At 35.8% G+C, this 22,109-nt stretch carries 19 protein-coding genes and 1 other RNA gene; 13 read left to right on the top strand and 7 right to left on the bottom strand.

The genetic code is table 11. The features are described 5' to 3' along the window. The first annotated feature begins 46 nt into the window (after positions 1-46). The 4 genes from HMPREF0766_RS09855 (at position 47) to HMPREF0766_RS09840 (ending at position 3,842) form a co-directional block, all read left to right on the top strand. Entirely contained in the window at positions 47-1,147 is a 1,101-nt protein-coding gene (locus HMPREF0766_RS09855; RefSeq protein WP_002996309.1) for a carboxylate-amine ligase, read from the top strand. 63 nt (positions 1,148-1,210) lie between these two features. After that, the gene (locus HMPREF0766_RS09850; protein ID WP_002996306.1) at positions 1,211-2,044 is read left to right on the top strand and encodes a type 1 glutamine amidotransferase; all 834 of its coding nucleotides are present in this window, start codon (positions 1,211-1,213) and stop codon (positions 2,042-2,044) included. A 13-nt stretch (positions 2,045-2,057) separates the two neighbouring features. Further along, complete coding sequence (locus HMPREF0766_RS09845; protein ID WP_002996304.1) at positions 2,058-3,224, top strand: hypothetical protein; 1,167 nt, start codon at positions 2,058-2,060, stop codon at positions 3,222-3,224. Between the two features lie 69 nt (positions 3,225-3,293). Further along, entirely contained in the window at positions 3,294-3,842 is a 549-nt protein-coding gene (locus HMPREF0766_RS09840; protein ID WP_002996301.1) for a hypothetical protein, read from the top strand. A 323-nt stretch (positions 3,843-4,165) separates the two neighbouring features. Here HMPREF0766_RS09840 and HMPREF0766_RS09835 read toward each other — a convergent pair whose 3' ends face one another. From HMPREF0766_RS09835 to HMPREF0766_RS09825, 3 genes are all read right to left on the bottom strand, one after another. Beyond that, complete coding sequence (locus HMPREF0766_RS09835; protein ID WP_002996296.1) at positions 4,166-4,684, bottom strand: hypothetical protein; 519 nt, start codon at positions 4,682-4,684, stop codon at positions 4,166-4,168. A gap of 87 nt (positions 4,685-4,771) precedes the next feature. Beyond that, positions 4,772-4,993: a DUF6965 family protein gene (locus HMPREF0766_RS22710; RefSeq protein WP_002996292.1), complete on the bottom strand. Its 222-nt coding sequence runs from the start codon at positions 4,991-4,993 to the stop codon at positions 4,772-4,774. Between the two features lie 126 nt (positions 4,994-5,119). Further along, positions 5,120-5,551 (bottom strand): hypothetical protein, encoded by a 432-nt coding sequence (locus HMPREF0766_RS09825; RefSeq protein WP_002996289.1) that lies wholly within the window; start codon positions 5,549-5,551, stop codon positions 5,120-5,122. A 661-nt stretch (positions 5,552-6,212) separates the two neighbouring features. On the opposite strand from HMPREF0766_RS09825, the gene HMPREF0766_RS22385 reads away from it, so the two are divergent. Together HMPREF0766_RS22385 and HMPREF0766_RS09815 are read left to right on the top strand one after the other, a co-directional pair. After that, positions 6,213-6,359, top strand: a complete 147-nt coding sequence (locus tag HMPREF0766_RS22385) for a hypothetical protein (protein WP_002996284.1) — start codon at positions 6,213-6,215, stop codon at positions 6,357-6,359. Positions 6,360-6,702: 343 nt separating this feature from the next. Continuing rightward, positions 6,703-7,770 carry a hypothetical protein gene (locus HMPREF0766_RS09815; protein WP_002996280.1) on the top strand — a complete coding sequence of 356 codons (1,068 nt, stop codon included), beginning with the start codon at positions 6,703-6,705 and terminating at the stop codon, positions 7,768-7,770. A 233-nt stretch (positions 7,771-8,003) separates the two neighbouring features. On the opposite strand, the gene HMPREF0766_RS09810 is transcribed toward HMPREF0766_RS09815, so the two are convergent. Then, on the bottom strand, positions 8,004-8,789 hold the full coding sequence (locus tag HMPREF0766_RS09810; protein WP_002996276.1) for a hypothetical protein: 786 nt from the start codon (positions 8,787-8,789) through the stop codon (positions 8,004-8,006). A 68-nt stretch (positions 8,790-8,857) separates the two neighbouring features. Between HMPREF0766_RS09810 and HMPREF0766_RS09805 the strand changes: the two genes are divergently transcribed. Beyond that, complete coding sequence (locus HMPREF0766_RS09805; protein ID WP_002996274.1) at positions 8,858-9,919, top strand: hypothetical protein; 1,062 nt, start codon at positions 8,858-8,860, stop codon at positions 9,917-9,919. Here HMPREF0766_RS09805 and HMPREF0766_RS09800 read toward each other — a convergent pair. After that, positions 9,914-10,966 (bottom strand): AlbA family DNA-binding domain-containing protein, encoded by a 1,053-nt coding sequence (locus HMPREF0766_RS09800; protein ID WP_002996272.1) that lies wholly within the window; start codon positions 10,964-10,966, stop codon positions 9,914-9,916. The two genes, HMPREF0766_RS09805 and HMPREF0766_RS09800, sit on opposite strands and share 6 nt — an antisense overlap. A gap of 97 nt (positions 10,967-11,063) precedes the next feature. Here HMPREF0766_RS09800 and HMPREF0766_RS09795 point away from each other — a divergent pair, with 97 nt between their 5' ends. Further along, the gene (locus HMPREF0766_RS09795) at positions 11,064-11,663 is read left to right on the top strand and encodes a hypothetical protein (RefSeq protein ID WP_002996271.1); all 600 of its coding nucleotides are present in this window, start codon (positions 11,064-11,066) and stop codon (positions 11,661-11,663) included. A gap of 39 nt (positions 11,664-11,702) precedes the next feature. Here HMPREF0766_RS09795 and HMPREF0766_RS09790 read toward each other — a convergent pair whose 3' ends face one another. Further along, entirely contained in the window at positions 11,703-12,620 is a 918-nt protein-coding gene (locus HMPREF0766_RS09790) for a DUF4238 domain-containing protein (RefSeq protein ID WP_002996268.1), read from the bottom strand. 405 nt (positions 12,621-13,025) lie between these two features. On the opposite strand from HMPREF0766_RS09790, the gene HMPREF0766_RS09785 reads away from it, so the two are divergent. From HMPREF0766_RS09785 to HMPREF0766_RS22380, 4 genes are all read left to right on the top strand, one after another. Beyond that, a complete protein-coding gene (locus tag HMPREF0766_RS09785) occupies positions 13,026-14,219 on the top strand; it encodes a DUF5623 domain-containing protein (RefSeq protein WP_002996266.1) in 1,194 nt (397 codons plus the stop codon). Between the two features lie 739 nt (positions 14,220-14,958). Then, entirely contained in the window at positions 14,959-16,191 is a 1,233-nt protein-coding gene (locus HMPREF0766_RS09780) for a recombinase family protein (protein WP_002996264.1), read from the top strand. A 696-nt stretch (positions 16,192-16,887) separates the two neighbouring features. Beyond that, positions 16,888-19,566: a TrlF family AAA-like ATPase gene (locus tag HMPREF0766_RS09770; protein ID WP_002996260.1), complete on the top strand. Its 2,679-nt coding sequence runs from the start codon at positions 16,888-16,890 to the stop codon at positions 19,564-19,566. A gap of 26 nt (positions 19,567-19,592) precedes the next feature. Next, entirely contained in the window at positions 19,593-20,468 is an 876-nt protein-coding gene (locus HMPREF0766_RS22380) for a hypothetical protein (RefSeq protein WP_002996259.1), read from the top strand. A 280-nt stretch (positions 20,469-20,748) separates the two neighbouring features. Here the strand turns inward: HMPREF0766_RS22380 and ssrA are convergent. Then, positions 20,749-21,116, bottom strand: a transfer-messenger RNA (tmRNA) gene (gene ssrA, locus HMPREF0766_RS22085). A 143-nt stretch (positions 21,117-21,259) separates the two neighbouring features. On the opposite strand from ssrA, the gene HMPREF0766_RS09760 reads away from it, so the two are divergent. Beyond that, on the top strand, positions 21,260-22,102 hold the full coding sequence (locus tag HMPREF0766_RS09760; RefSeq protein WP_002996255.1) for a hypothetical protein: 843 nt from the start codon (positions 21,260-21,262) through the stop codon (positions 22,100-22,102). Positions 22,103-22,109: the final 7 nt, after the last annotated feature.

The following is a 22,109-nucleotide window of genomic DNA, read 5'->3' as shown; positions in this document are numbered from 1 at the left end:
TTCAGAAGATATTTTCTTCTGGACTGCTAACCAAAAATTAACCGAAATGCACAAGTTTACGATAGGTATAGAAGAAGAATATCAGATCATTGATGCAGAGAGCAGAGATCTGGTATCACATGTTTCCAAGATTATTGAAAGTGGCAAGGCTATTTTAAGCGAAAATCTGAAGCATGAAATGCACGAATCTATGGTCGAAATGGAAACCGGTATTTGTCAGAATATCCAACATGCCCGTGAAGAACTGACTGGTCTGAGACGTCAGTTGGTAAAAATAGCACACGATCAGGGGCTTCGTGTTTCAGGAGGCGGTACACACCCTTTTTCCCATTGGAAAGACAATGTTATTACGAAAGCCGAACGCTATAATAAAATTGTGAATGACATGGGGGATGTTGCGCGATCGAATCTGATCTTTGGCCTTCATGTTCATATTGGTATCCCTGATCGTGAAGAGGGGATCCGTATACAGAATGTGATGCGTTACTTTCTGCCACATGTATATGCGCTGTCTACCAATTCGCCCTTCTGGGTAGGACGCCTTACAGGGTTTAAATCCTATCGTCAGGAGGTTTTTGCCAAATTCCCCAGAACCGGAATCCCCAGTTATTTTGGCAGTGTTGCCGAATTTGATGCTTACGTCAACCTGATGATAAAAACAGGTACCATAGACAACGCCAAAAAGATCTGGTGGGATCTTCGGGTGCACCCGTTTTATCCGACAATCGAATTCAGGATATGTGATATGCCTTTTACTATTGACGAAACAACATGCCTTGCAGCGATTATGCAATCATTAGTAGCGAAAATCTATAAAATGCATCAGCAGAATATCAGTTTTCGTTCTTATCGCAGATTATTGCTCAGTGAAAATAAGTGGCGGGCTTCCAAAGATGGAATACATGCTGATCTGATTGATTTTGGTAAAGAAACCAGTGTTCCGTATGCTATATTATTAGATGAACTACTGGAGTTTATTGATGATGTAGTGGACGGACTAGGTTGCCGTAAGGAAGTAGAATATGCGCGGCAAATTGTCAAAATGGGAACAGGAGCAGACCGGCAATTAATGGTTTTCAATGAAACAGGAGATATCAAAAAGGTCGTCGATTATATGATCTGTGAAACTGAGAAATCAGTGCTTTGATCGTGCAATCAGCTAATAAAACAATTTTTTACTACAGTTCTATATTAGAAAAATTTACATATTATGAATCATCAGGTAAGGATTGCTTTACTGGATATGAACAACAATTATCCCAATCAGGGGATGGGTAATATTAAAGATATATCAGCAGCTTTTAAAGCGGGTTCGGACTATATAATCCTCATTGAGATTTTTGATGTTCGTTCTAAGTACGAAATACCGGATATTAAAGATTTTGATATTTTTATTTCCTCAGGAGGTCCCGGAAATCCCCATAAGGAAGGTTATGTATGGGAAGAAAATTACAATCGTTTTCTGAATGCAATATGGAAGCATAATAAAGAAAATGATGCTAAAAAATATCTGTTTCTTATCTGTCATTCCTTTCAGGTAGCCTGTATATATTGGGACCTGGCTGAGGTGATACTCCGGAAGTCGTATTCTTTCGGGGTGATGCCAATTCACAAAACAGAAGACGCTGAGCGGGATCTGATGCTGAAGAATCTTCCTGAACCTTTTTATGCTGTAGACTCTAGAGCCTATCAGGTTGTCCGTCCAAAGTCAGATCACCTGGATAAATACGGAATGAAGATTACCGCATTAGAAAAGATCCGTCCGCATATTGATTTGGAAAGAGCTGTAATGGCTATCCGGTTTTCTGATGAAATATTCGGTACACAGTTTCATCCGGAGGCAGATCCGGTAGGATTTATGGAGGCACTCAAGATTGAAAAATACAGAAACAGTATTATCGAGGATCACGGACCGGAGAAATATCAGGAAACGATTGATCGTATCAATGACCATGATAAAGTAATATTAACAAGAAAGGAAATTTTACCCCGGTTTTTAGAATTTGCGGCCGAACAGGTCTTCAAAGCTACTTCACTGGCCTAAAAAACAAAAGAATATGATAGCTCGTTTCAGAAAAAAATTTAATGAAGCTTTCTCGTCCGAGAAATATCAAAAATTAATAGATGTCTGTCAGCAGTATTCAGATACTGATATTGGTTTTAGACTTTCCGAAAGTCCGGTTTTCATAGATAAAGCCTTTCAGGAGAAACTATTTTGCGTTGCTGAATCTATTATTCAGCAGGTAGATTCTTTTTCTGCAGAGGAACTTGGCAGAGCTATACCTTCTGATTCTTTTGTACCGGGAGATGATACACACTGTCATTTTCTATCTATTGATTTCGGGATATGCAGAAATAAATCAGGAGAACTGGAACCTCAGCTTATTGAGCTACAGGCTTTTCCTTCACTATTTGGTTTTCAGCGTCAGTATGAAGAAAATCTCCGTTCGGTATATCCCTTTCTGGATAATTTTAAAAGACGTATTCCATTAGACGAATATGTAGAAAAGTTGAAGAACATTATCGTAGGAAACGAAAATCCGGAACATGTTATTCTGCTGGAAATATTTCCGGAGAAACAGAAAACAGCTGTAGACTTCCATGTTACCGAACAATTTTTGGGGATAAAAACGGTTTGTCTGACTGAGCTTATAAAAGAAGGTCGCCAGCTTTTCTATCATGACAAGGGCAGGAAGATAAAAGTAAACCGTATCTATAACCGTGTTATTTTTGATGAACTGGATCATATCCCTGATCTGAAGACGGATTTTCACTTTACGGATGATGTAGAGGTCACATGGGTGACTCATCCTTTTATTCTGCCTAAGCTGAATCATGTGTATGTACCCAAAAGCTATTTTTTGCATGAAGCACCTGAAAATATCGACTATAATCAGTATGTACTAAAGCCATTATTCTCTTTTGCAGGAAGCGGAGTAAATATACACCCCGGGCAAGATGATATTGATAAAATTGCTGATAAAGAGAATTATATCCTGCAACAAAAGGTAAGCTATGCTCCGATATTTGAAGATATCAACGGAGAATTTTCAAAAGCTGAAATCCGGCTTTTGTTTGGTAAAGCGGAAGGAAGCAAGGAACTGGAATTATTAGTAAATATCGTAAGGATGACCAAAGCTGAAATGGTGAATGTAAACTTTAATAAAAAGGACGCCATCTGGATCGGCAGTACAATGGCATTTATGGAGAGTGATCTTAAATAGCTAACAGGCTTATTCAGGTATGGTATTTGATGAACTCTGGAACTAACAATTAACATTTAATTTAAAAATATGAAAAATAAAATTTTCTTTCTGCTTTCCGTTGTTTTTGCTGTAGCTCTGTCTGTAGGTTGTTCAAAAAGTGATAACAAGCCTGATAATGGAAATCAGGATGTATTTATGCGCTGTAAGTTTAATGGCAAATTACGTGAATTTGCTTTTCATGTGAATGCGAATGATCCGCCATCTGAAAAACTTATACATTTCGTCGTCGTGTCGGGTTGGGAGGGGGAAGATATGGCTCGGTCCCCCGGGTTCGGATTCAGTCTGGTGCTTCCTGAAGGAGCGCAGGAAAAAACATATGAAGTAGCCGGAGGTTTAACCCCTGAACTGGATGCCACTTATTTTGTACAAAACTATAACGGAAGTACGAATATCGGAACTTCTACCTGGAGTGGGGGACGCACAGAAGGTACTTCATTTAAACTGACTATTACCAGTTTAAGTGACTGGGGTGTAAAAGGTAAATTCAGCGGCTTGCTAAAGGGGGATGACAATAGTCTGATTACTGTTACTGATGGAGAATTCTCTGCACCGTATAATTATGGGGGGCGAAAATAGATCTGAAAGTACAATAAAATTATGTATATTAATAACTTAAAAAAACAGTCTGATCATATGAAAGTTTTTGTATACATCTTAATCTTTTTCCTTGTTTATTTTGCGGTAAGTTATGTGCTGTCTTATTTTTGGTATGCTCATATTGACGTGAAATGGATACTTATCAGCAGTTTCCTGTCTTCAGCATTAATGCTTGTCTTTCTGTTAGTGGATAGGAGAAGAAAGGTTTAATGATTTATCATTGTAGGTCTGTTTTGGATCAGACGCATTATAAAAAATAATAGCGAGGCTAAAAGCCTCGCTATTATTTTTTATACTGATGTTTATTTTTCAAGGACTTTCAAATTTAGTGTCACTCTTTTCAGGTAGGATGGCGTTTTATAATCCTGACGCATGATGAGGGTTGAATCTGATATTTGGTATGCGAAAGAAGATTTTTGATCTCCTATATTCATGTGTATGGAATCTCCGGATAAAGTGTAGGATCCGTTTCCATCTACTGAATTGAATTTACCATCCGGAAGAAAGTGTATTGTGTCCTTTTCGGACCTGGAATAATCAGTTCTGCCCCTTAAACCTTCATTTTTACTGTGGTCAGGATTCAGGTAAGTAATTTCTTCAGAAACGATCTTCCATTTTTTTTGTATATCCTGTTTTTGCTGAATGTGATTATTACTATGCGGGATAAAAGATAAGTTGAAAAGAAGTAAAAAATAGGGCGTAAAAGTCATTTCTGTTTTTACATAGGAATTAACAAAAACTGTTCCGTTTACCGTATTGCTTTTTCTTACCATATAATCATAAATAAGTAACTGACTTTTCTGTTGCTGAAGTCCTTTCATGATATGGACAGGGACAGTGTAAATAAAAAGCGGGACATTAATCCCGCTGATTATTTTACATAAATACACCTCGCATCTTCTGATTTATTATTTTGAAGAATCTAGAATCATTTTAATCTCTAATAACTTTATCCATAATGGACATTTTTCTAGCTCTACTCCCCAATCCTCAATGTATTCAAAGCATACATTGATAAAACCTTTAACGTCACGTATATGAACGTTCTTCGGCAACATTATTTCATACGGTATTTCATGCGATTCGAAATATGTTTTTAGCTCTCTGATTTCCAAACTTTGAAAGCCCATAATTACTTAACATATAGAAACTTACTTTGTTTGTGCCAGTCGGATTTATTCCTGCCCGGCAAGTGCAAAGCTTAGTCGCCTGATATCATAACGGGGATTTGTATTATTTATTTCATGTCTAATCTGTTACATGTTTACATCATAGTAAATTGTGGTCGAAAAATCGGACGGTTTTAACCATAGAATCGTTTTGATTTTGTTATCACCCACCCAAAATCCCAGACTGTAATCTGCATTTAATGGAATTATAAAAGGTCTTGTGTTAGCATTGGGATTTTCTGATTTTAGAGAAGGACTCTTTACTTCCAGAGAGGGAAGTTTTTCTTTATCAATTGTTTGGACGATTGTGCTTTTTAGATTAGTCAGATTATTAATAATCTTATCTTTTTTAGCACTATCAATGCCTTGAGTAAAGTAGTGGTCTAAAAATGCATCAGTAATAGTTTCTGTTTCATAAATATCCTTTAAAAATGATTTTATAAGTTTTTCATCATTTTCCTGAGCAAAAGAACATGTGTACCCCAGTAGCAAAGTGAAGAGGAGTAGTAATTTATGCATATGAATTAATTTTGCTTTATCAATTCCTTGGTTTATAAATAATCTTCAATTATAATAAAAATAGATATTAAATCAGTGGTTTTCTTTTTGCTTTTGTTGGGTGGCAATGGTTGCTTTCAGTGCCGTAAAGGCTGCTATTTTGTCGGTATGCTGCTGTTGGGTATATTTGAGGGTGTCTCCCCAGCTTCTGGTTTGCTGTGCTTGCTGTATGGTTTGCAGTTTTTGCTTGCGTGGCTAGTATTTTAGCTTGATTGGCTTGTTGTGCAGCTGATTGGGCTTCATGTAGCTGGTTTCCTGATCGAGTTCGAAGATGATGACCTGATGTTTGTAATTGAGTTTTGAAAAGGACATGGGTAGCGGGCTCCGTAATTTGGTGGGATTTTTTTTGTGGAGGGGAGCCAAAGAGATTGCTTGAGTAGTACTTCCTATTGCCATGCATGAATATACTGCGAATTCAGTTGTTGGGATTTCATCTTTTCTGAAAAATAAAAAGCCCAACTTTCGTTGAGCTTTTTATTTTGTGGAGGTCATTAGAGTTCAATAGAACTATTAGTGCCTTTATTACAATTTATTAAGAAGATAAAAACAGGGAAATAGAATTATGTGGGATTTCCCTATATAATTCTATTTGCCTGTTTTTGTTTATCTAAATTTTAATGTAATGAAAAATGTAATTTTGTTGTTTGTTATCAATATAGTTGTGGTCATCGGTTTCTTTGCTGCGCTAAGTATGAAAACTCCGTGGGTTGGCTTTGCTATTGCTTTCAGTGTATGGTTTATATACTTGTGGAAAAGTACAAATACATGAGATTAAAATTCAAATGCGATTACTATTTCGCTATTTTTCCTTTTTATGATTTGATTTCTTCCCTTAAAAATATTTAAGAAGTATTACAATACAAATATTAGCATTTAAAAAAGTGAAAATATCCTTGACCAAATTTGTCTAATAATTCTCATAGTATTCCACCTAATTGAAGTCTTGAAGTTTTCTTTTTTGATAATATTGAATTAATTCAGTTATATCGTATGGCAACTTATCAAATAAATAAGTGAGAAAATAATTAAATTCAGTTTGCTTGTATAGTCTTCTGTGAGATTGAAAATAAATTTTGCTTAATTTGGTTACTGCTTAATAAACGGATTATTATATGTCGATTTATCAGAATAACGATTGTTTCGGGAGAAATATTGTTAAGTCATATGCGGTTACGCAGGAAGTTGAGGCATCCTTTAAATTTATTGAGTCGGGTATTTTAAACCTACAGGCTCAAAAGTTTGCTGTATTAAATAACCATGTAACATTACAGTTATTGGCAGCAGGATTTGAACGTTTATTAAAAATCCTCCTTCTATTGAAAGAAAAAGAATTGAATGGTGACTTCCCAGAGCTTGAATTGGCAAAAAAACAATTTAATAAATACAACGGTGGTCATGGAATTGGAAAGATGTTAGATGAACTATTGGAATATTCCGAAGGTGTAGAGGAAATGAAGAATATTCCTATGATCGAAGAGGATATAAGGTTTCTTAAAGAAGATGAAAAATTTACAATCCTAATAGATATTTTAACAGAGTTTGCAATATCTCAAAGATATTTCTATATCGATACTATCGTACTTAACAAGGAAAATACCGCATCGAATCCATTTGAGAAATTCACCTCATTCGTCTATAGTTTCAACAAAAATATTGATACCGATAATTTATCTTATGAAGAAGAAGATAAGCTAGCTATAAAGAATTCCATAATATGTATCGAAATGGGAGTTAGAGCTATCAGTAGTTTTTTTACACATGGCTTAGGAGATTTGGGAAGGCAATATTATGGAGATTTTTCAAGCTTTATCCTGCTCAAAGAAAAAGATTTGGGTTCATTGGACTATACAAAGAGCCGAGTAGCCCCTCATGAACTTTATGTGCCCATGTCAAAATATTCGTTAAAGTTTCTTGGTTTAAAAATGGATTCAAAATCTAAGTTAATTGTTTCATCAGAATATGAAGACTGGCCATTTTCAGTTGGCTCTATAAAAGTTTACTTTACGGGCAGCCGATACTATTTTGCTGAAATCGGTAATAAAATTTTTGCTTTGACGGGAGCTACCAGTAGAGATTATGAAATTCCGACATATTTTAAAAGTAAAAAGTTAAAGCCAAAAGGGTACGCGTTATTTCTATTGGAAGAGGCAAAGAAACTAAATCCAAAAGAACCCCTTTGATGCTATTGGTTCAGATTGGTATATTCAGGAATATAGACATTTAGAAATCTTAGCCATTATTATACAAAGATTTTTTTTGCAATGCTTTAATATAACGAGCTTTTATTTCTAGGTGCTTTTTTTTGAACCTGTGATGCTTTTAAAAATTCTAGAACAAATGATATAACAGATATAAGTCGTACCCGATAATCAATATATTTTCAATTTTATGAATTGCCAAATGGGACAAAAAATTAAAAAATATTAGCTTCTTCCGGCATATTATTCTTGCGACAATAACATAGATATGCCATATATGCTATTTGCGAGTATAAGTCAAGAAGTTTAATAAATGAAGAGCCCTTTAATTGAATATAACCGATTTCATAATTTATTGAATAACAAAAATTTTCTTTTTGTAAGGCGCCGTAAAATTGAAGGTTTTTAAATTTTTTACCCTCCTTAATTTTTTTATTGAATTCAATGAAATCATTTTCTAATGCTTGCACTAAACCTCCATTATGAGTGATACAGTTTCTAAATAGCCTAAGATTATGCAGTATCAATATGGTGGGTGTTTTAAGGAGCTTTTTGTTATCTATAGCCACTAATTGCTCTTGGAATTCAATGTCGAATTCGTTAATAATATTGATGCTTTTGCTACTATTTGTCCCTAATAAAGTTTTTAAAAATACACAGATGTGCTCGAAAACAGGTACACTCAATTGACAATAAATACTAGAAAGAAATTCTATCGATAATTTCGTTTTATTTGTCTCATCAATCACTATTTGGCGCCCAGAACTTCCTTTTTTTGCCCATTTTATTTCAGTATCCGACCTTCCCAGAAGTTTATTGAAAAAATCAACCTGTTCTTTTTCCGATTGAATATCGACATTGAAAGGATCTGTGAAAATATGGGGGGAATAACTCAGTTTGGTACTATCCAGCCAATTATCATTGATAGATTGAGCAGATTTTTGGATCGTTAGGACTTTAAGAAAAAATTCATTTAAAGATTGAGTCGCGTTGCTTGCCATAACATGGAAATAGGTTCTACCGTCAAAAATAACGATTTCAGTTAGAATGATTGTGTATATTAGGAAATATGACAGACCGTATGCTTTTTGACAATAAAGAGAGAGTAGAAACACGTCCTTCAAACGGAAATGAAAATACGTTCGACTATTTCAATAATAGTGGCCGTAAGGAGATAATTCCAGTTCGGGAGGTAATGGAGAACTGGTTTAGGATGTATCCCGATTCAGAGAAAGAAGAAATGAAAAAAAGAGTTAAAGCAGATTTTGGCCCCGCTTTCTATGAACTTGGAATGTATTGTTATTTTAAAAACATGGGTTATGATATTTTTATACACCCAACAGTTCCAAATTCATCTAAACGACCAGACTTTTTAGTTGTTAAAAACGATCATGACTTTTATGTGGAAATAAAAGAAATGAGAATGTTATCTGATGCTGAAAGGCTAAAAGAAAGACGTTTAAATACGCTAACAGATTCAATGAATTTGGTCGATTGTACATACTTTATGCTTTGCATTGAAAGTATCAGATTCAAATCAGGAAACCAACCAAGTGGAAAGAAAATCATTAAACACTTTGACGATTTAATCGAAACTTATGACCCAGATGTATATAGGGAAATGCTCGAAAAAGAGGGGTTTAGATTTATGCCAGAATTGAAGTATGATGATAACGACGTCTCCATTAAAGTGAAATTAATGCCGAAGGCTCCACACCTGAGAGGAAAAAGAGGTCGATCTATTGCCAGTTATGGGGCGTATACAAAGATTGGTGGTGACGAGGAAATGATCAAAAGTGCTATTCAAACAAAAGCAACACGATATGGAGAATTGGACATGCCATTTCTTATCTGTCTAAATTATCCAAGTAACTTACTTCATAAAGAAGATATAAATATTGCATTATATGGGAATGATGGAATTTTCGGGGCAGAAAATAACCCAAGGAATACAAGGATGTCCGCTGTTCTAATCACTACATTCACGGTGTCTGGCCTTCTGAATACAAATTTGTATTACCATGAGAACCCATTTGCAAAAAATAAAATTGATTTTTTGCCATTTACAGATCTGATAAAAGGTTTGAATCTTACAGATCGATACGTTCAAGAATTTGGTTCGGAATTATAAGTCCCGAGGGTCTAAAATCTCCTGAATTTGGTCTTCCGAAAAACTATAGTTAAAGGTTTTTGGCCCATTAGGGAACTCATTGCTTCGTACAATGAGTTCAATTTTTATTTCCGACGGTCTTGAAAAAACTAAAGCAATTTGGTCATTGAAAATATCAGTTTCTACTCCTTTTTGCTTGACACGAACAGCCGTATGTGTGCCCTTTTTTGGAGTAATCTCATAAATAGAATAGGAAGCATGTTTTGTAAACTCTACATTTAAATCTACACGTAAAAATGGAGAATACATATTGTCTAGATAAGGAGTATTGGAAAACATGCTTTTCTCACGTTTATCTTTATGATATTTCTCTTCAATGTCTTGTGTACATAGAGCCGTAACACCCCTATTATTGTAAATTTTAGCTTCAACATCCAGATCAATAGAGGAGTTAGAAAGATTTATCACATCAACTCGTAGATGCTTTATATAACCAGTATATCCTATCTCTGAGAATTTAAATCCACCAAGTGTTATTTCAAATTCTATTTCATCGCTACGATCTTTAATGCTAAAACGTTCTGTATAGATTTTTTCAAAATCATCTCGTTTTAATTCGCGCGTTGAAGTTCCTGTTCTAACGAATCCTGAACCTATTTTGTACTGATTTCCCTTTGGCTGAATATCCTTATATTCTTTCTTAAATAAATATGGTCTCTTATTATTGTTAAACAACCTAAAATAAGCCAATCGGTTGCCTTCATGTATAATCTCTCTGTACTCAAAATTGATTTCAGGTTCTATATATTGATTTAAGAATTGCTGATACGACGCCTGGTCGTGTAAATTATCAATAGATTTAAAACTCACTGCAATACCATTTTCTTCTTCAGCTCCTATGATAATAAATTTATCCTCTTTGCTGATGAGATTTGCAAATGCACACATATCTTTTAAAAATTCTCCTTTCTTAATATTCCCTTTTTCGATAGGGTACTGCTCAAGCTTAAAATCAAGCTTAGTGTTTTCGCTTTCGTTTTCAATCAGGTTAACAATGGTTTCTTTCATAGCTTTTCTATTCCTAATAAATTTACGATTTTTATGTCATTGTTAGCCCTGAACTGAAAGGTCGAAATGAGTATATTTGTTTAAAATACTCTATACTATGTTTGGTAACCAACAAAACGACAAAATTAGAATTATCAAAGCTAATACGGGCGAAATTTCAACAGAGATAAAAGCACGTGTAGATTCTAGGAATAATATAATTTATATTTATTTTCAACATCTTCCGGTAAATTGGTATGTGGAAGATGGTGATTATCTGGAAAGAGACTTGCCAGGAGATAGAATTGAGAAATTTACCATAAAAAATAACGGTTATCAACCTGCTGGAAAGATTTCTCCGGAAAGATATGAATGTATTGTTACTAAAGGAGATACTTTCGATAGAGAAGCATATTCATTTATAACTTATAATCTACACGGTGATAATTCCAGAGTATATAATAATTCAGTAGATAATTCTAGCAATATCATATCATCCGATAACGGTTCAGAAGTTTTTATTTTATTGAATAAAATAATTGATGAGCAGCTTTCTAGCAATTCAGTGTTACTAAATTTAGTTAAGGACATGGAGCAAAGTCATAAAGATAAAAGCTTTGTTAGCCTTGAAACATATCAGAAGTTTATTGCGCAAGCAGCCAATCACATGACTTTGTTCTCGCCGTTTATACCTGCTCTAACTGAAATGCTTAAATAACTTTTTTGTTATTAAAGAATATATTAGAGTAAGAAAGTATCACTGTTTCTGTTTTTTTTCTAGGAAATCCAAATCTTGTATCGTTTTTAAAATGTCGTTTTTTTCTCCGTAAACGAAATGCTCTGCTCTTTCCAATTGAGAGATATTAAGAATTCTGACAGCTTGTTCGGAAGCAACTTTCCCATGCTCAATTCTTAATATAATATTTTGGTCTGTATCTTCTATAAAGGGGTACAAATTTATCATGTGGTATTTGTCAATTGGTAGCGATATCCTACAAGAGGGAGAATATAGCGGTTCCGAGGTGTAAACGGGACGGTCACTTGAGATTAAGCCTATGGGGCTATTGTATTTAACGACCATAATATGATAGGAAAATTTCAACTTTACTAGCCCTCTTAATCTTGATATACATTCGATATTGGAAATTTGTCTGTTTTCATTTCTATTTTTGGTTTTAGCTTCATCTATGCTTTTCTCAGACCAATCGTATGCTAGTTTTCCGTCTTCTGTATATAATTTTTTTTCAGTACCTAATTGTTCATGGGAATTGAATACATAATCGATAGTTCTATCCGTCAAACTATTTAATGCTTGAGCTATTTTAGGAGTTCTTAATTCTTGGGAGATTATATGGCGAAGAATTTTATTCTTGATTTCTGGTGTTATTTCTTCTGTCTTTTCATCAATTAGCAAATTGTAAATACTGTTGTAATGGCTTTCAATATTATTTGCATAATATTTTTCCAACCACCTTTTATCTATTTCAGAAGGTGAGTGGTCGAATGTGTAAAATTCATTGATTTTACAAATATTTTTGATGTTGACCCTCGGTATATTAATGCCTTTTTGCTTTTTATAAAAGACATCCACGAAATAATCCTTTTTCTTGATTGATGTTGAAAAGTTCTTTAAATAAACTCTGGGTACTATATGTTGGCCAATAGGTTCAGTCATGGTAATTATTATTTTGGATGGTTAAGACAGTGTCTTTTATTTAATAAAATTAATGCTTTCTTTCCAATTAAATGTACTATTAATTCTTTATTTTCTGACTACATGAAAAGGGGTAAGGTGCTCCGCTTAGGAATAGCATGGTCTCAATGTCTATAGTCTCGAATATATATATGCAAAACAAATTATGATGAATCTTTGAATTAATTATTTTCTGATAAAATTACTTACCCTATTTGAATTTTAATTGATTTTTTTGATCTTTGAGTAGAGCTTTTAGCGGAAGCTTGCCACTTGTCTTAAGCTAAGCTGTTTCGGCACCGCCTCATCAATCTGATTCGTAACCCAATTTCTCGTTACGGAGAACGGTAGACAGGTGACGTTTTTCTTCGAGAGTTTGGAGGAACGATGACTCAAAAAACAAAAGAGGGCGAAGTAGAAAAAATTAAACGTAACGCCAAGAAAATCAAAAAGCAGATGGGAATACCTCATCACCAAGCGCTGGATATGTCCGCTATTGAACAGGGCTATTCCAATTTTCGAAATTTATTAAATAGTTTTCAGCCGAAAGAGAAGGACAAAAGAAATAGAATGGAAGTAACAAATTCTTTACCACGTCCTTTAACATTTCCTTACAAAACGTTGGGTAGTCCAAATGGTGCAAGAAGACCCAATGCTAAAGTGCCTGTTAAAATTCATCAGGAATTAGGAAGGGTTTTGAAGGAACTGTATAGTTCACTCGAATTTAATAAAAAAGGACATAAAGCTGTTTCAATTATTAAATCTACTCTCGATGATTGGATACAATTAGAATACACTAGTAAAACAGAATTGAAGGATGAGTTGTATTTTACAATCTATTATGGAGATACCGACTACCCCTCTGATCCATGGCCAACAGATAAGAGAAAAATGGAATTGGAAAAGTTGGTCGAGGTCTGTAGAAAACTGCTGAAAAATTCATATCCTAGTTGTTCGCCGATACATTCCCTCAATAAAAGATTGGATCAAGTTTTAAAAGCAATACATAATTGGCCTTTGAACAAAAAGGTCAAGGGGCTGAAAGAAGTGAAAGGCCAAATTGCTAAGGGTACTTTGATCTATCTTAAAAAGAACCAAAGAAAACCAGCGATCCTTCTCTCACATGATACCGTAAATAATCTTATTTATTGCTATGAAGATGCCGGATCTGCTGTTTTAGCTAGGGAGGAAATAACGGTTGCAAGGGATCAATCAAAGATTAAAAAATTTCATCCTATGCGATTGTCATTACCATATGGAAAATGGTTTTGTGAGAATGGAGCGGAAGTGTTGTTCAATAGGGATTACATTCCAATTTGGATGAAAGATAAAAACGGTAAGGTTCATCAGATTGATCCTGATACAAATGTAGTGAATGTAGATAATCCTGTATTCTATTTTAATGATGGATCTACACCATGGGGAGGAAATCAATCTACTTTTGTGAAATGTAAGAACATCTTGCTTAGTTGGAATGTGTCAGATAGAACGTCTTTACTATTGAAGGCTTTAGGCGATTCAGTAATAAAGGGTAATGCAAATAATCTTAAATTTAGAAAAAGGACCAATATCTTTCCATAAGCAAAGTCTGTCAGTTGGCTGTAATTTGCCAGCTGACAGTTCTTTTAGGGATATGCTAATTTAGAAAATAATGTGAATTTTCACCATATCCTTTCGAATTGAGGAGCAGGCTTCTTCCATTTTTTTATTCAACTATTGTCCTGTTGGAGATTTTGAAACCATTGACCATCCTGATTTGAAAAAAGATGACCATTCAATTCGGATAATTTTGACCATTTGAATAATACGCCTAGGAGTTACAAATTCATTTTTTACTTAGTTTGTATGGTTTAACTCAAAGTGGTCAATTTGCCTCCGAATTGCATAGTCTCTATGACCGTAATCTCCACCTTGAAAGCATTATACAAAGGAACTGAAATAATTATATTTTTCATGGAATTCACTTTGTGGTAAGTTGGTTATGAGTTCCAAGTCTTCCTAAACTAATTTCTGTTCTTCTTCACTATAGTTTTTGATACGGGTAAAAATGTTCCCAGTATGGATAATTGAATTTACTAATATAAATTTCTAGTTATTTGAGATAATATCGGCTAGATCTTGGAAAAGTTATTTTTTATTCCAGACATCACGCTCCTGTCTAAATATACCTTAATCCATAATTCCGTATTTATCATTTTTTGAATTTAAGAAAACTTTTAGAATAATTTTTCGAATAAAATTATTCAAATAATTGTTGCTTTTTATGTAATCTTGGCAGAGTCAACTAGTTGTAAACAAGTTAAATGAATTCATTATTCATATGAAAACAGCCTATCTATACGTCCGTGTAAGCACAGACGAACAAAAGAAAAAGGGATACTCTTTGCCGGAACAAGAGGATAGATTACTGAAATACTGTGATTATAATCATATAAAAGTTCTAGGTGTTTACAGAGAAGATCATTCGGCAAAAGATTTTAATCGGCCAGAATGGAAAAAGTTGCTTGCAATAGTCAAGCAGAAGCCAAGAGAAGATAAGAACATACTCTTTATTAAATGGGATCGATTCAGTCGGAATATAGAATATGCTTATGAAATGATAGGCTTGTTACGTAAATATAATTCAACACCTATAGCGATCGACCAACCAATAGATCTTTCTGTTCCTGAAAGTACAGTTATGTTAGCAGTCTATCTATCTGTACCGGAAGCGGAGAACAGTAGAAGGGCCATGAATACAGCAAATGGAATTCGTCGCGCAAAACAAATGGGAAGATTTCCTGGAAAGGCGCCATTAGGTTACATCAATATGAACGGTTTTGATGGAAGGAAAATAATTGTTCCTAAACAGCCCGAAGCGAATATAATAAAGTGGGTCTTTCGTCAACTAGCCAAGAATAACAATAAGATAGATCATATCCGAAAGATAGCTGATGCAAAAGGTTTAAAATGTTCGCGCTCACATTTTTTTAGAATTATACGCAATCCGACATATTGTGGCCTTATATCAATAAAGATTTCTTCAAAAGAGCAGCAAATGGTTAAAGGAATTCATGATCCCTTGATTTCTGAAGTATTGTTTAATGAGGTTCAGCGTATTATTACTAGAAAAAGAATAGTTACGTCTAAAACTAATGAATTGAATGAAACTTTTTATCTGAAAAGTTTTCTTCTATGTCCTATTTGCTACAAAAGGCTTTGTGGCAGCTTCTCTAAAGGCAAAACAAAAAGATATCCTTATTACCATTGTAATGCTAAATGTAAGACAAGAGTAAATGCGTTGACTCTTAACGACGCTTATTGTAGCGAACTTCAGAGCCTGCAGCTTTCTAAAAACGTGACTGAACTATTTAGTAGTATTCTGGAGGATTGTAATATAAATATACAGCAAGCAGAAGATATACAGGAACGCAACATGCTAGTTCGAAGATTAAGGGATCAGGGGTTGCTACTTTCCCAGGCAAGAAAACTATTTGTAGCTTCTGTGTTAGGAAATGATGACTACTACGCTATTAAAATGGAATATCAAATCAATTCTCAAAGTATTAAATGAGAACTTTCAAATGTTAATACTAAATTGGAAAACTATAAGAAGCATCGTGAGTTGATGTCAGTTTCGTTCATAGATGTTTTTCAAGTATTTAAACATTTAGAAACTGCAGATAAGATGCATTTGGTCAGCCTAATACCACCTAATAGATTTGACTTGCAGAAGAGAAGTGTATCCTTGCATCTTGACAGTGCCTTATCAAAAATATTGCTGCCAAAAATATCCCAAATACAGCAGCCATGAATTATATAGAAAAAAAGATCTCCATTAATAAAGCTATGGCGATATTAGCTAAAAATGGAATTCATGTAAATGAGGAAGAGACGGTTACTATTTTAGATTTTTTATATTTGATGGCCAAATACTACAGCTTCGATCCATGTAGCTTGGATGCCGAATCCTTAAGTAGAAATCGAACTCTGGAAAAACGGTAGGAGAGTGGTTACAAACCTCATTTTTTGCGTCATTGATAACGAAAGATTCAAAAATTTTGTTAAAATTTTCGAGCTCTAATTGAATATGCTTTAACAGTTTTTATGTATGTAAAAAAAGTAGGCGCTTTCTACTAAGTGTCTCCTTGAGTGAGTACGGTAATGGATCTAACATTGTAATATTTCTTTAGAAAGGCATAAAAATTTTTTACTTTAGAGTAGAACCTTGTTATATTTGAAATACAACAATTAATACCACTATTAGCCGATGCACCTTACTGATTTACTTTCCATTGAGAATGGCGCTAAATTTTATAGAGCCGACCTGCATATTCATTCATATGGCCCTTTTGCCTCATATGATGTAACTGATACGCAAATGACTCCAGCCAATATTATCGATGAAGCGATAAAAGAGAATATCGCAGTCATTAGCATAACAGACCATAATGAAATTGGAAATATACCAGCTGCATTAGATCACGCACAAGGGAAAAACATTCTGGTTGTGCCGGGTATTGAGCTGTCCACCAGTCAAGGGCATTTTCTGGTTTATTTTGAAACTTATGAGCAAATCAGATCTTTTTATGGTGAGCTAACAATTTCAGTGGATAAGAAGCAGTGTGATACCACCATCACAGCGGCTTTGGATACTGCGCGTAAATATGGTGGCTTCGGGATTGCAGCCCATATTGATATTGATGCTGGCTTTGAGAATTATACAGCAGGTTATACACCTTTTAAGGAAGCCATCCTGAAACATGATTTACTCTACGGGCTGGAAATATCCAACAAAAACGCAGAAAACTGGTTTACCGAACTTGATGAAAACCCAGACAGGAAGCGTTTGTTCAGAGCTAGAGTTGAAGCTTTTAATGAAGATAATTCATATAATATCGCAAAAATCATGTCTTCTGACGCTCATACGCTAATAGCATTAGGAAAGAACCTGAGTGGTAATAAGAAACTAACAAGACTGAAACTGGATTCCCTGGACTTTAATTCCTTCAGGGTTGCTTTTCTGGACGCAAATGCGAGGGTACGGATCGAAGAAAGTATTCCCACATCTTTTCCGAAGTTCCTTGGAATCAGTTTTGAGGGCGGTATCCTTGATAAGAACCATATCCATTTCAGTGATAATTTCAACAGCCTGATCGGAGGGCGAGGCACAGGAAAATCGACTATATTAGAGTGTATACGGGCTGTTACTGGTAATCCAACAAGGGAAGACATCATCGATAACGAGGTTTGGCCAGATACCATTAAGTTATTTTATCAGGACGAAGCAGGCCAGATACTAGAATTCCAAAAGCAAAAGTACAATAGTGCCATCAATTTTTCTGATCCGCAACATGGTATCCAGCAAATTACAATTGAAAGTTTCGGACAGGGAGAAACTGCAGCTACGATACAAAAATGCGGTAAAGACCCCGAAATCCTTTTAAAATTCATTGATAACTTTATCGATACCAGCGCCTATGAGCTTGAAGACGAAGAGTTGAGAAATCAACTGCTGCAAAATCAGACATTAAGGGAACGTCTGAAACTTGAAATAGACCGTATCCCTGGGATAGAACAGGCATTTACCAACGCTAAGGGGCAATTGGCACAATTGAAGACCCATAACGTAAAGGAAGTCGTTGAGCTGGAAGAAGGTATAGCGAATGAACGGACCTTAAGGAACGAACTGCTTGAAAATTTAGATACACATATACAAAATATCACCGATGGGTTGAACACCGATTCCCTTAAAGAGGCCGTCCACTCAATTACCGAGTCTGAAATTATTGTAGGTAAAGAGGAGTACCGTACAGTTTCAACACTTATGGATGGTTACATTACCTCTATCGGTCAACAGTCTTCCAAAGTCGTTTTAGACTCTACTGCTTTTAAACAAAGCCTGAAAAATGAAATTGAAAAATGGAAGGCCAAGGAGGTCGATATCATAAAAAATATAGAAGAAAAAAGAATAGTCCTCGAAGGTCAGGGCATTAAGCTCGATATGTCCTTTATACGCAAAGTAACCAAAGATGTGAGTGATTTTGATGCTAAGCTCAAAGAATTAAGACAGAAGGAAACTAAATATAAGGAACTGGTGAAGGAAAGGATGACGCTTATAGGGGATCGAAAGACTAATTTGGACAACCTGTATAATGAGCGTTATAAATTCATCTATACGGTAAATGGAAATTTAAAGGGATCAGTTATTGACTATGAAGTTGAACTACGAATAGAAAAGCAGAACTTATCGACCGAGTTAGCAACGCTGATCAAAAATGTGATGGGTTATAGAACTGCACAGGTTCCAAAGGCGGATCTTATCGTAGAAAAAATTTCCTATTTCGACCTAATTAAAGCATTGCACAAAAGTGATGTAACCGTATTTACCGCTTTACGTAATGGCAGCGGGCAGCCGATTTTCTCGGAGGAGGAAGCCATGGATATTATCGCACGCCTGAAAAATATGGAGACACTTGGCCAATTGGAACGATTAGTAGTGAAAGATAAGCCATTTATTAAGATCAAGAAGATCATAACAAATGACGATAAATCAAAGACGGTGATAGAGAGGGACTTTTCTAAATTGTCCATGGGCCAGCAGCAATCCATTTTACTGACCCTTTTACTGTATTCCAAAAGAAACTGTCCGTTAATAATTGACCAGCCGGAGGACAATCTGGACAGCGAGTTTATATATAAGACCCTAGTAAAAAACCTAAAAAGGATTAAAGAGCACCGTCAAGTCATTATTGTGACCCATAATGCGAATATTGCGGTGCTGGGAGATTCCGAACTTATAGTACCTTTAAAAAGTACTAATGAGAAAACCTCAATCGTAGACAGGGGCTCAATCGATAACAGGAAGACCAACAGTATGGCGTGCGTTATTTTAGAAGGCGGTGAAACGGCTTTTAAGAAGCGACAGGTGATTTACAATTTAAAATAGACTTATAGCTAAATGATTCAGTCACTATGGAGGTAGCGGAAGATATCAAGTGGATAAAAAATGTTAAAAGAAATAACTGCGAAGGATGGGCTTATGAAAACGCAAAAGTTGGGAATAATTTTTACTTGAACTGGCCTACAAAAATGCGGGGAAGTGCGGAGACGCCTAAAACAGGTGAAGTGATTGTCTTGTTTCAGAAGCCTAACTTTATCAACGGGCAGAGAAACAGGCTTGTCCACTTAACCCATTTAGTAGTTCCTGTTTCGGAAGATATACATGTGGATGAAAACTCACTAAAGCACAGGTGGTGCCGCGAAGTAAAGCTACTAGCAAAGGCTAAACCTATTCAGACAATTCCCAATCCGGGATATTATAATTCCTTTAAACCCAATCGCGGCTTAACCAATCCGATTATTAATCTGGAAAATAGGGAAAACCTCACTGAAGATGAAGTTAAGGTAGACCTATGGGAGTTATTTGGCGGATTTTTCAGTGACTCTTTATCTTCAGAGAATTTATACGGGCGTTTGCCTGCACATATGTATGAAGGTTCTGAGGGTGACAAGATTGTCAGGGCGCATATTTTGCAAGAACTTACGCGCCGAAACCCAGCAATTGTACGAAGAGCTAAGGAAGAGGCATTGAAGAGAGGAAATGGCCGGATAAGGTGTGAATGCTGCGGATTTGATTTTGTGGCTGCCTATGGACCGCTTGGTGATAGATTTATCGAATGCCACCATAAAATACATCTTAATAAGGGGGCGCTCCATTGCCTGAGATTTCCGTACACCAGTAATGGCGGCCCGTTTACGCTGTATGCTCCGCTAAATATGCCTGATAAAAACCTGCAGACAAATAGCCAGAACATACTGTCTTCTTTTAGATGCCTGCCTTTTTTTTAATAAAGCGAATAAAGCGTTACTATTTTAGATTTTTTATATTTAATGCCAAATACTACAGCGTCGATCCATGTAGCTTGGATGCCGAATCCTTAAGGAGAAATCGAACTCTGGAAAAACAATAGGAGAGTGGCTACAAACCTCATTTTTTGCGTCATTGATAACCAAAGACTAAATAATTTTGTTGAAATTTTCGAACTCTAAATGAACCTGCTTTAAGAGCCTGGTTCATAGTTTTTTATGGGTATAAAAAAAGGAGACAACTTCTATCAAGTGTCTCCTTAAGTGGAGCCGGAGAGATTCGAACTCTCGTCCAGTCATGGTACTGTATACGCTTTCTACATGCTTAGCTTCTCTTTGGTTGTCGGAAGAGGGAAGGTGAGTCGCTTACCTGTACCGTTCTTCGTATTTGCTGTTTCTCACAGATGCTTAGCAACATCACATCTGCCAGTTCTAAAGTTCGATGCCCCTAATGTCAGACTAAAGAACAGAGTCTGACGGGACAAATAGCTATGTTAAGTCTAACTTAAGCAGCTAAGGCGTAGTTTTCTTCGCCAGTTGTAATTCTGAAAGTTCAGATTAAAGTGCTAGACTAACAATGCACTGCATGCTTACATAACCGTCTCCATCCTGTCAATTCCGGTCGACCCCTGATTATTGTAAGAATACAAATTTACGAATAAAAATTTATATATTGTAAGGATAAACGCTTTGGACAGTCAAACAAATTCATTGTCAGATTGTTTACGTTTTAACAAAATTATCATATACATAAAAAATTAAAAAAATATAAAATGGCAAAGTCAAAACCAATTAAAGAAAAAAAGGACAAAAAGTCTAAGGATGGCGCTCCGGTAGCAAAAGAAAAAAAGACAGATAAGAAAAAACCAGATGCTAAAAAGGAGAAACCTAAAAAAGCGAAAGTTAAAAAAGTTAAAAAGGCTAGCAAAGGCAAAAAAGATTCAAAATTAGAGAAAGCCTACAAAAAATTAAGTAAAGAGGTTAAAACACTTGTTGGAAAGCTTAAAACAAATGTAGAGTCTGTTGTCGAGAAAGTTATTCCTGAAAAAACAGAAGAAAAGGCCAAAGTTCAGACTAAAGCAGCTAAGCCAGCGGCAGCGTCCTCTGCGGCTAAACCAGCGTCAACAAAAGCGACTCCTGCGAAAACATCAACATCTTCTGCGGCTAAACCTGCAGCAGCGAAAGCAGCTCCTGCAAAGCCAGCGGCAGCGTCCTCTGCGGCTAAACCAGCGTCAACAAAAGCGACTCCTGCGAAAACATCAACATCTTCTGCGGCTAAACCTGCAGCAGCGAAAGCAGCTCCTGCAAAGCCAGCAGCAACATCTTCTGCAGCTAAACCAGCGGCAGCGAAAGCAGCTCCTGCAAAGGCAACAGCAGCATCTTCTGCAGCTAAACCAGCGGCAGCGAAAGCAGCTCCTGCAAAGCCAGCAGCAACATCTTCTGCAGCTAAACCAGCGGCAGCGAAAGCAGCTCCTGCAAAGACAACGGCAGCCTCTTCTGCAGCTAAACCAGCAGCTGCAAAAGCAACTCCTGCAAAGACAACGGCAGCGTCCTCTGCAGCTAAACCAGCAGCAGCACCGACGGCTACTCCGGATACAGATAAAAAGGATGCTTAATCATCCA

This window comes from Sphingobacterium spiritivorum ATCC 33861, from assembly GCF_000143765.1.
GTDB classification, from domain to species: domain Bacteria; phylum Bacteroidota; class Bacteroidia; order Sphingobacteriales; family Sphingobacteriaceae; genus Sphingobacterium; species Sphingobacterium spiritivorum.
Note: the sequence above shows the minus strand (reverse complement) of the source record. Positions and strands in the feature narration are given on the sequence as shown.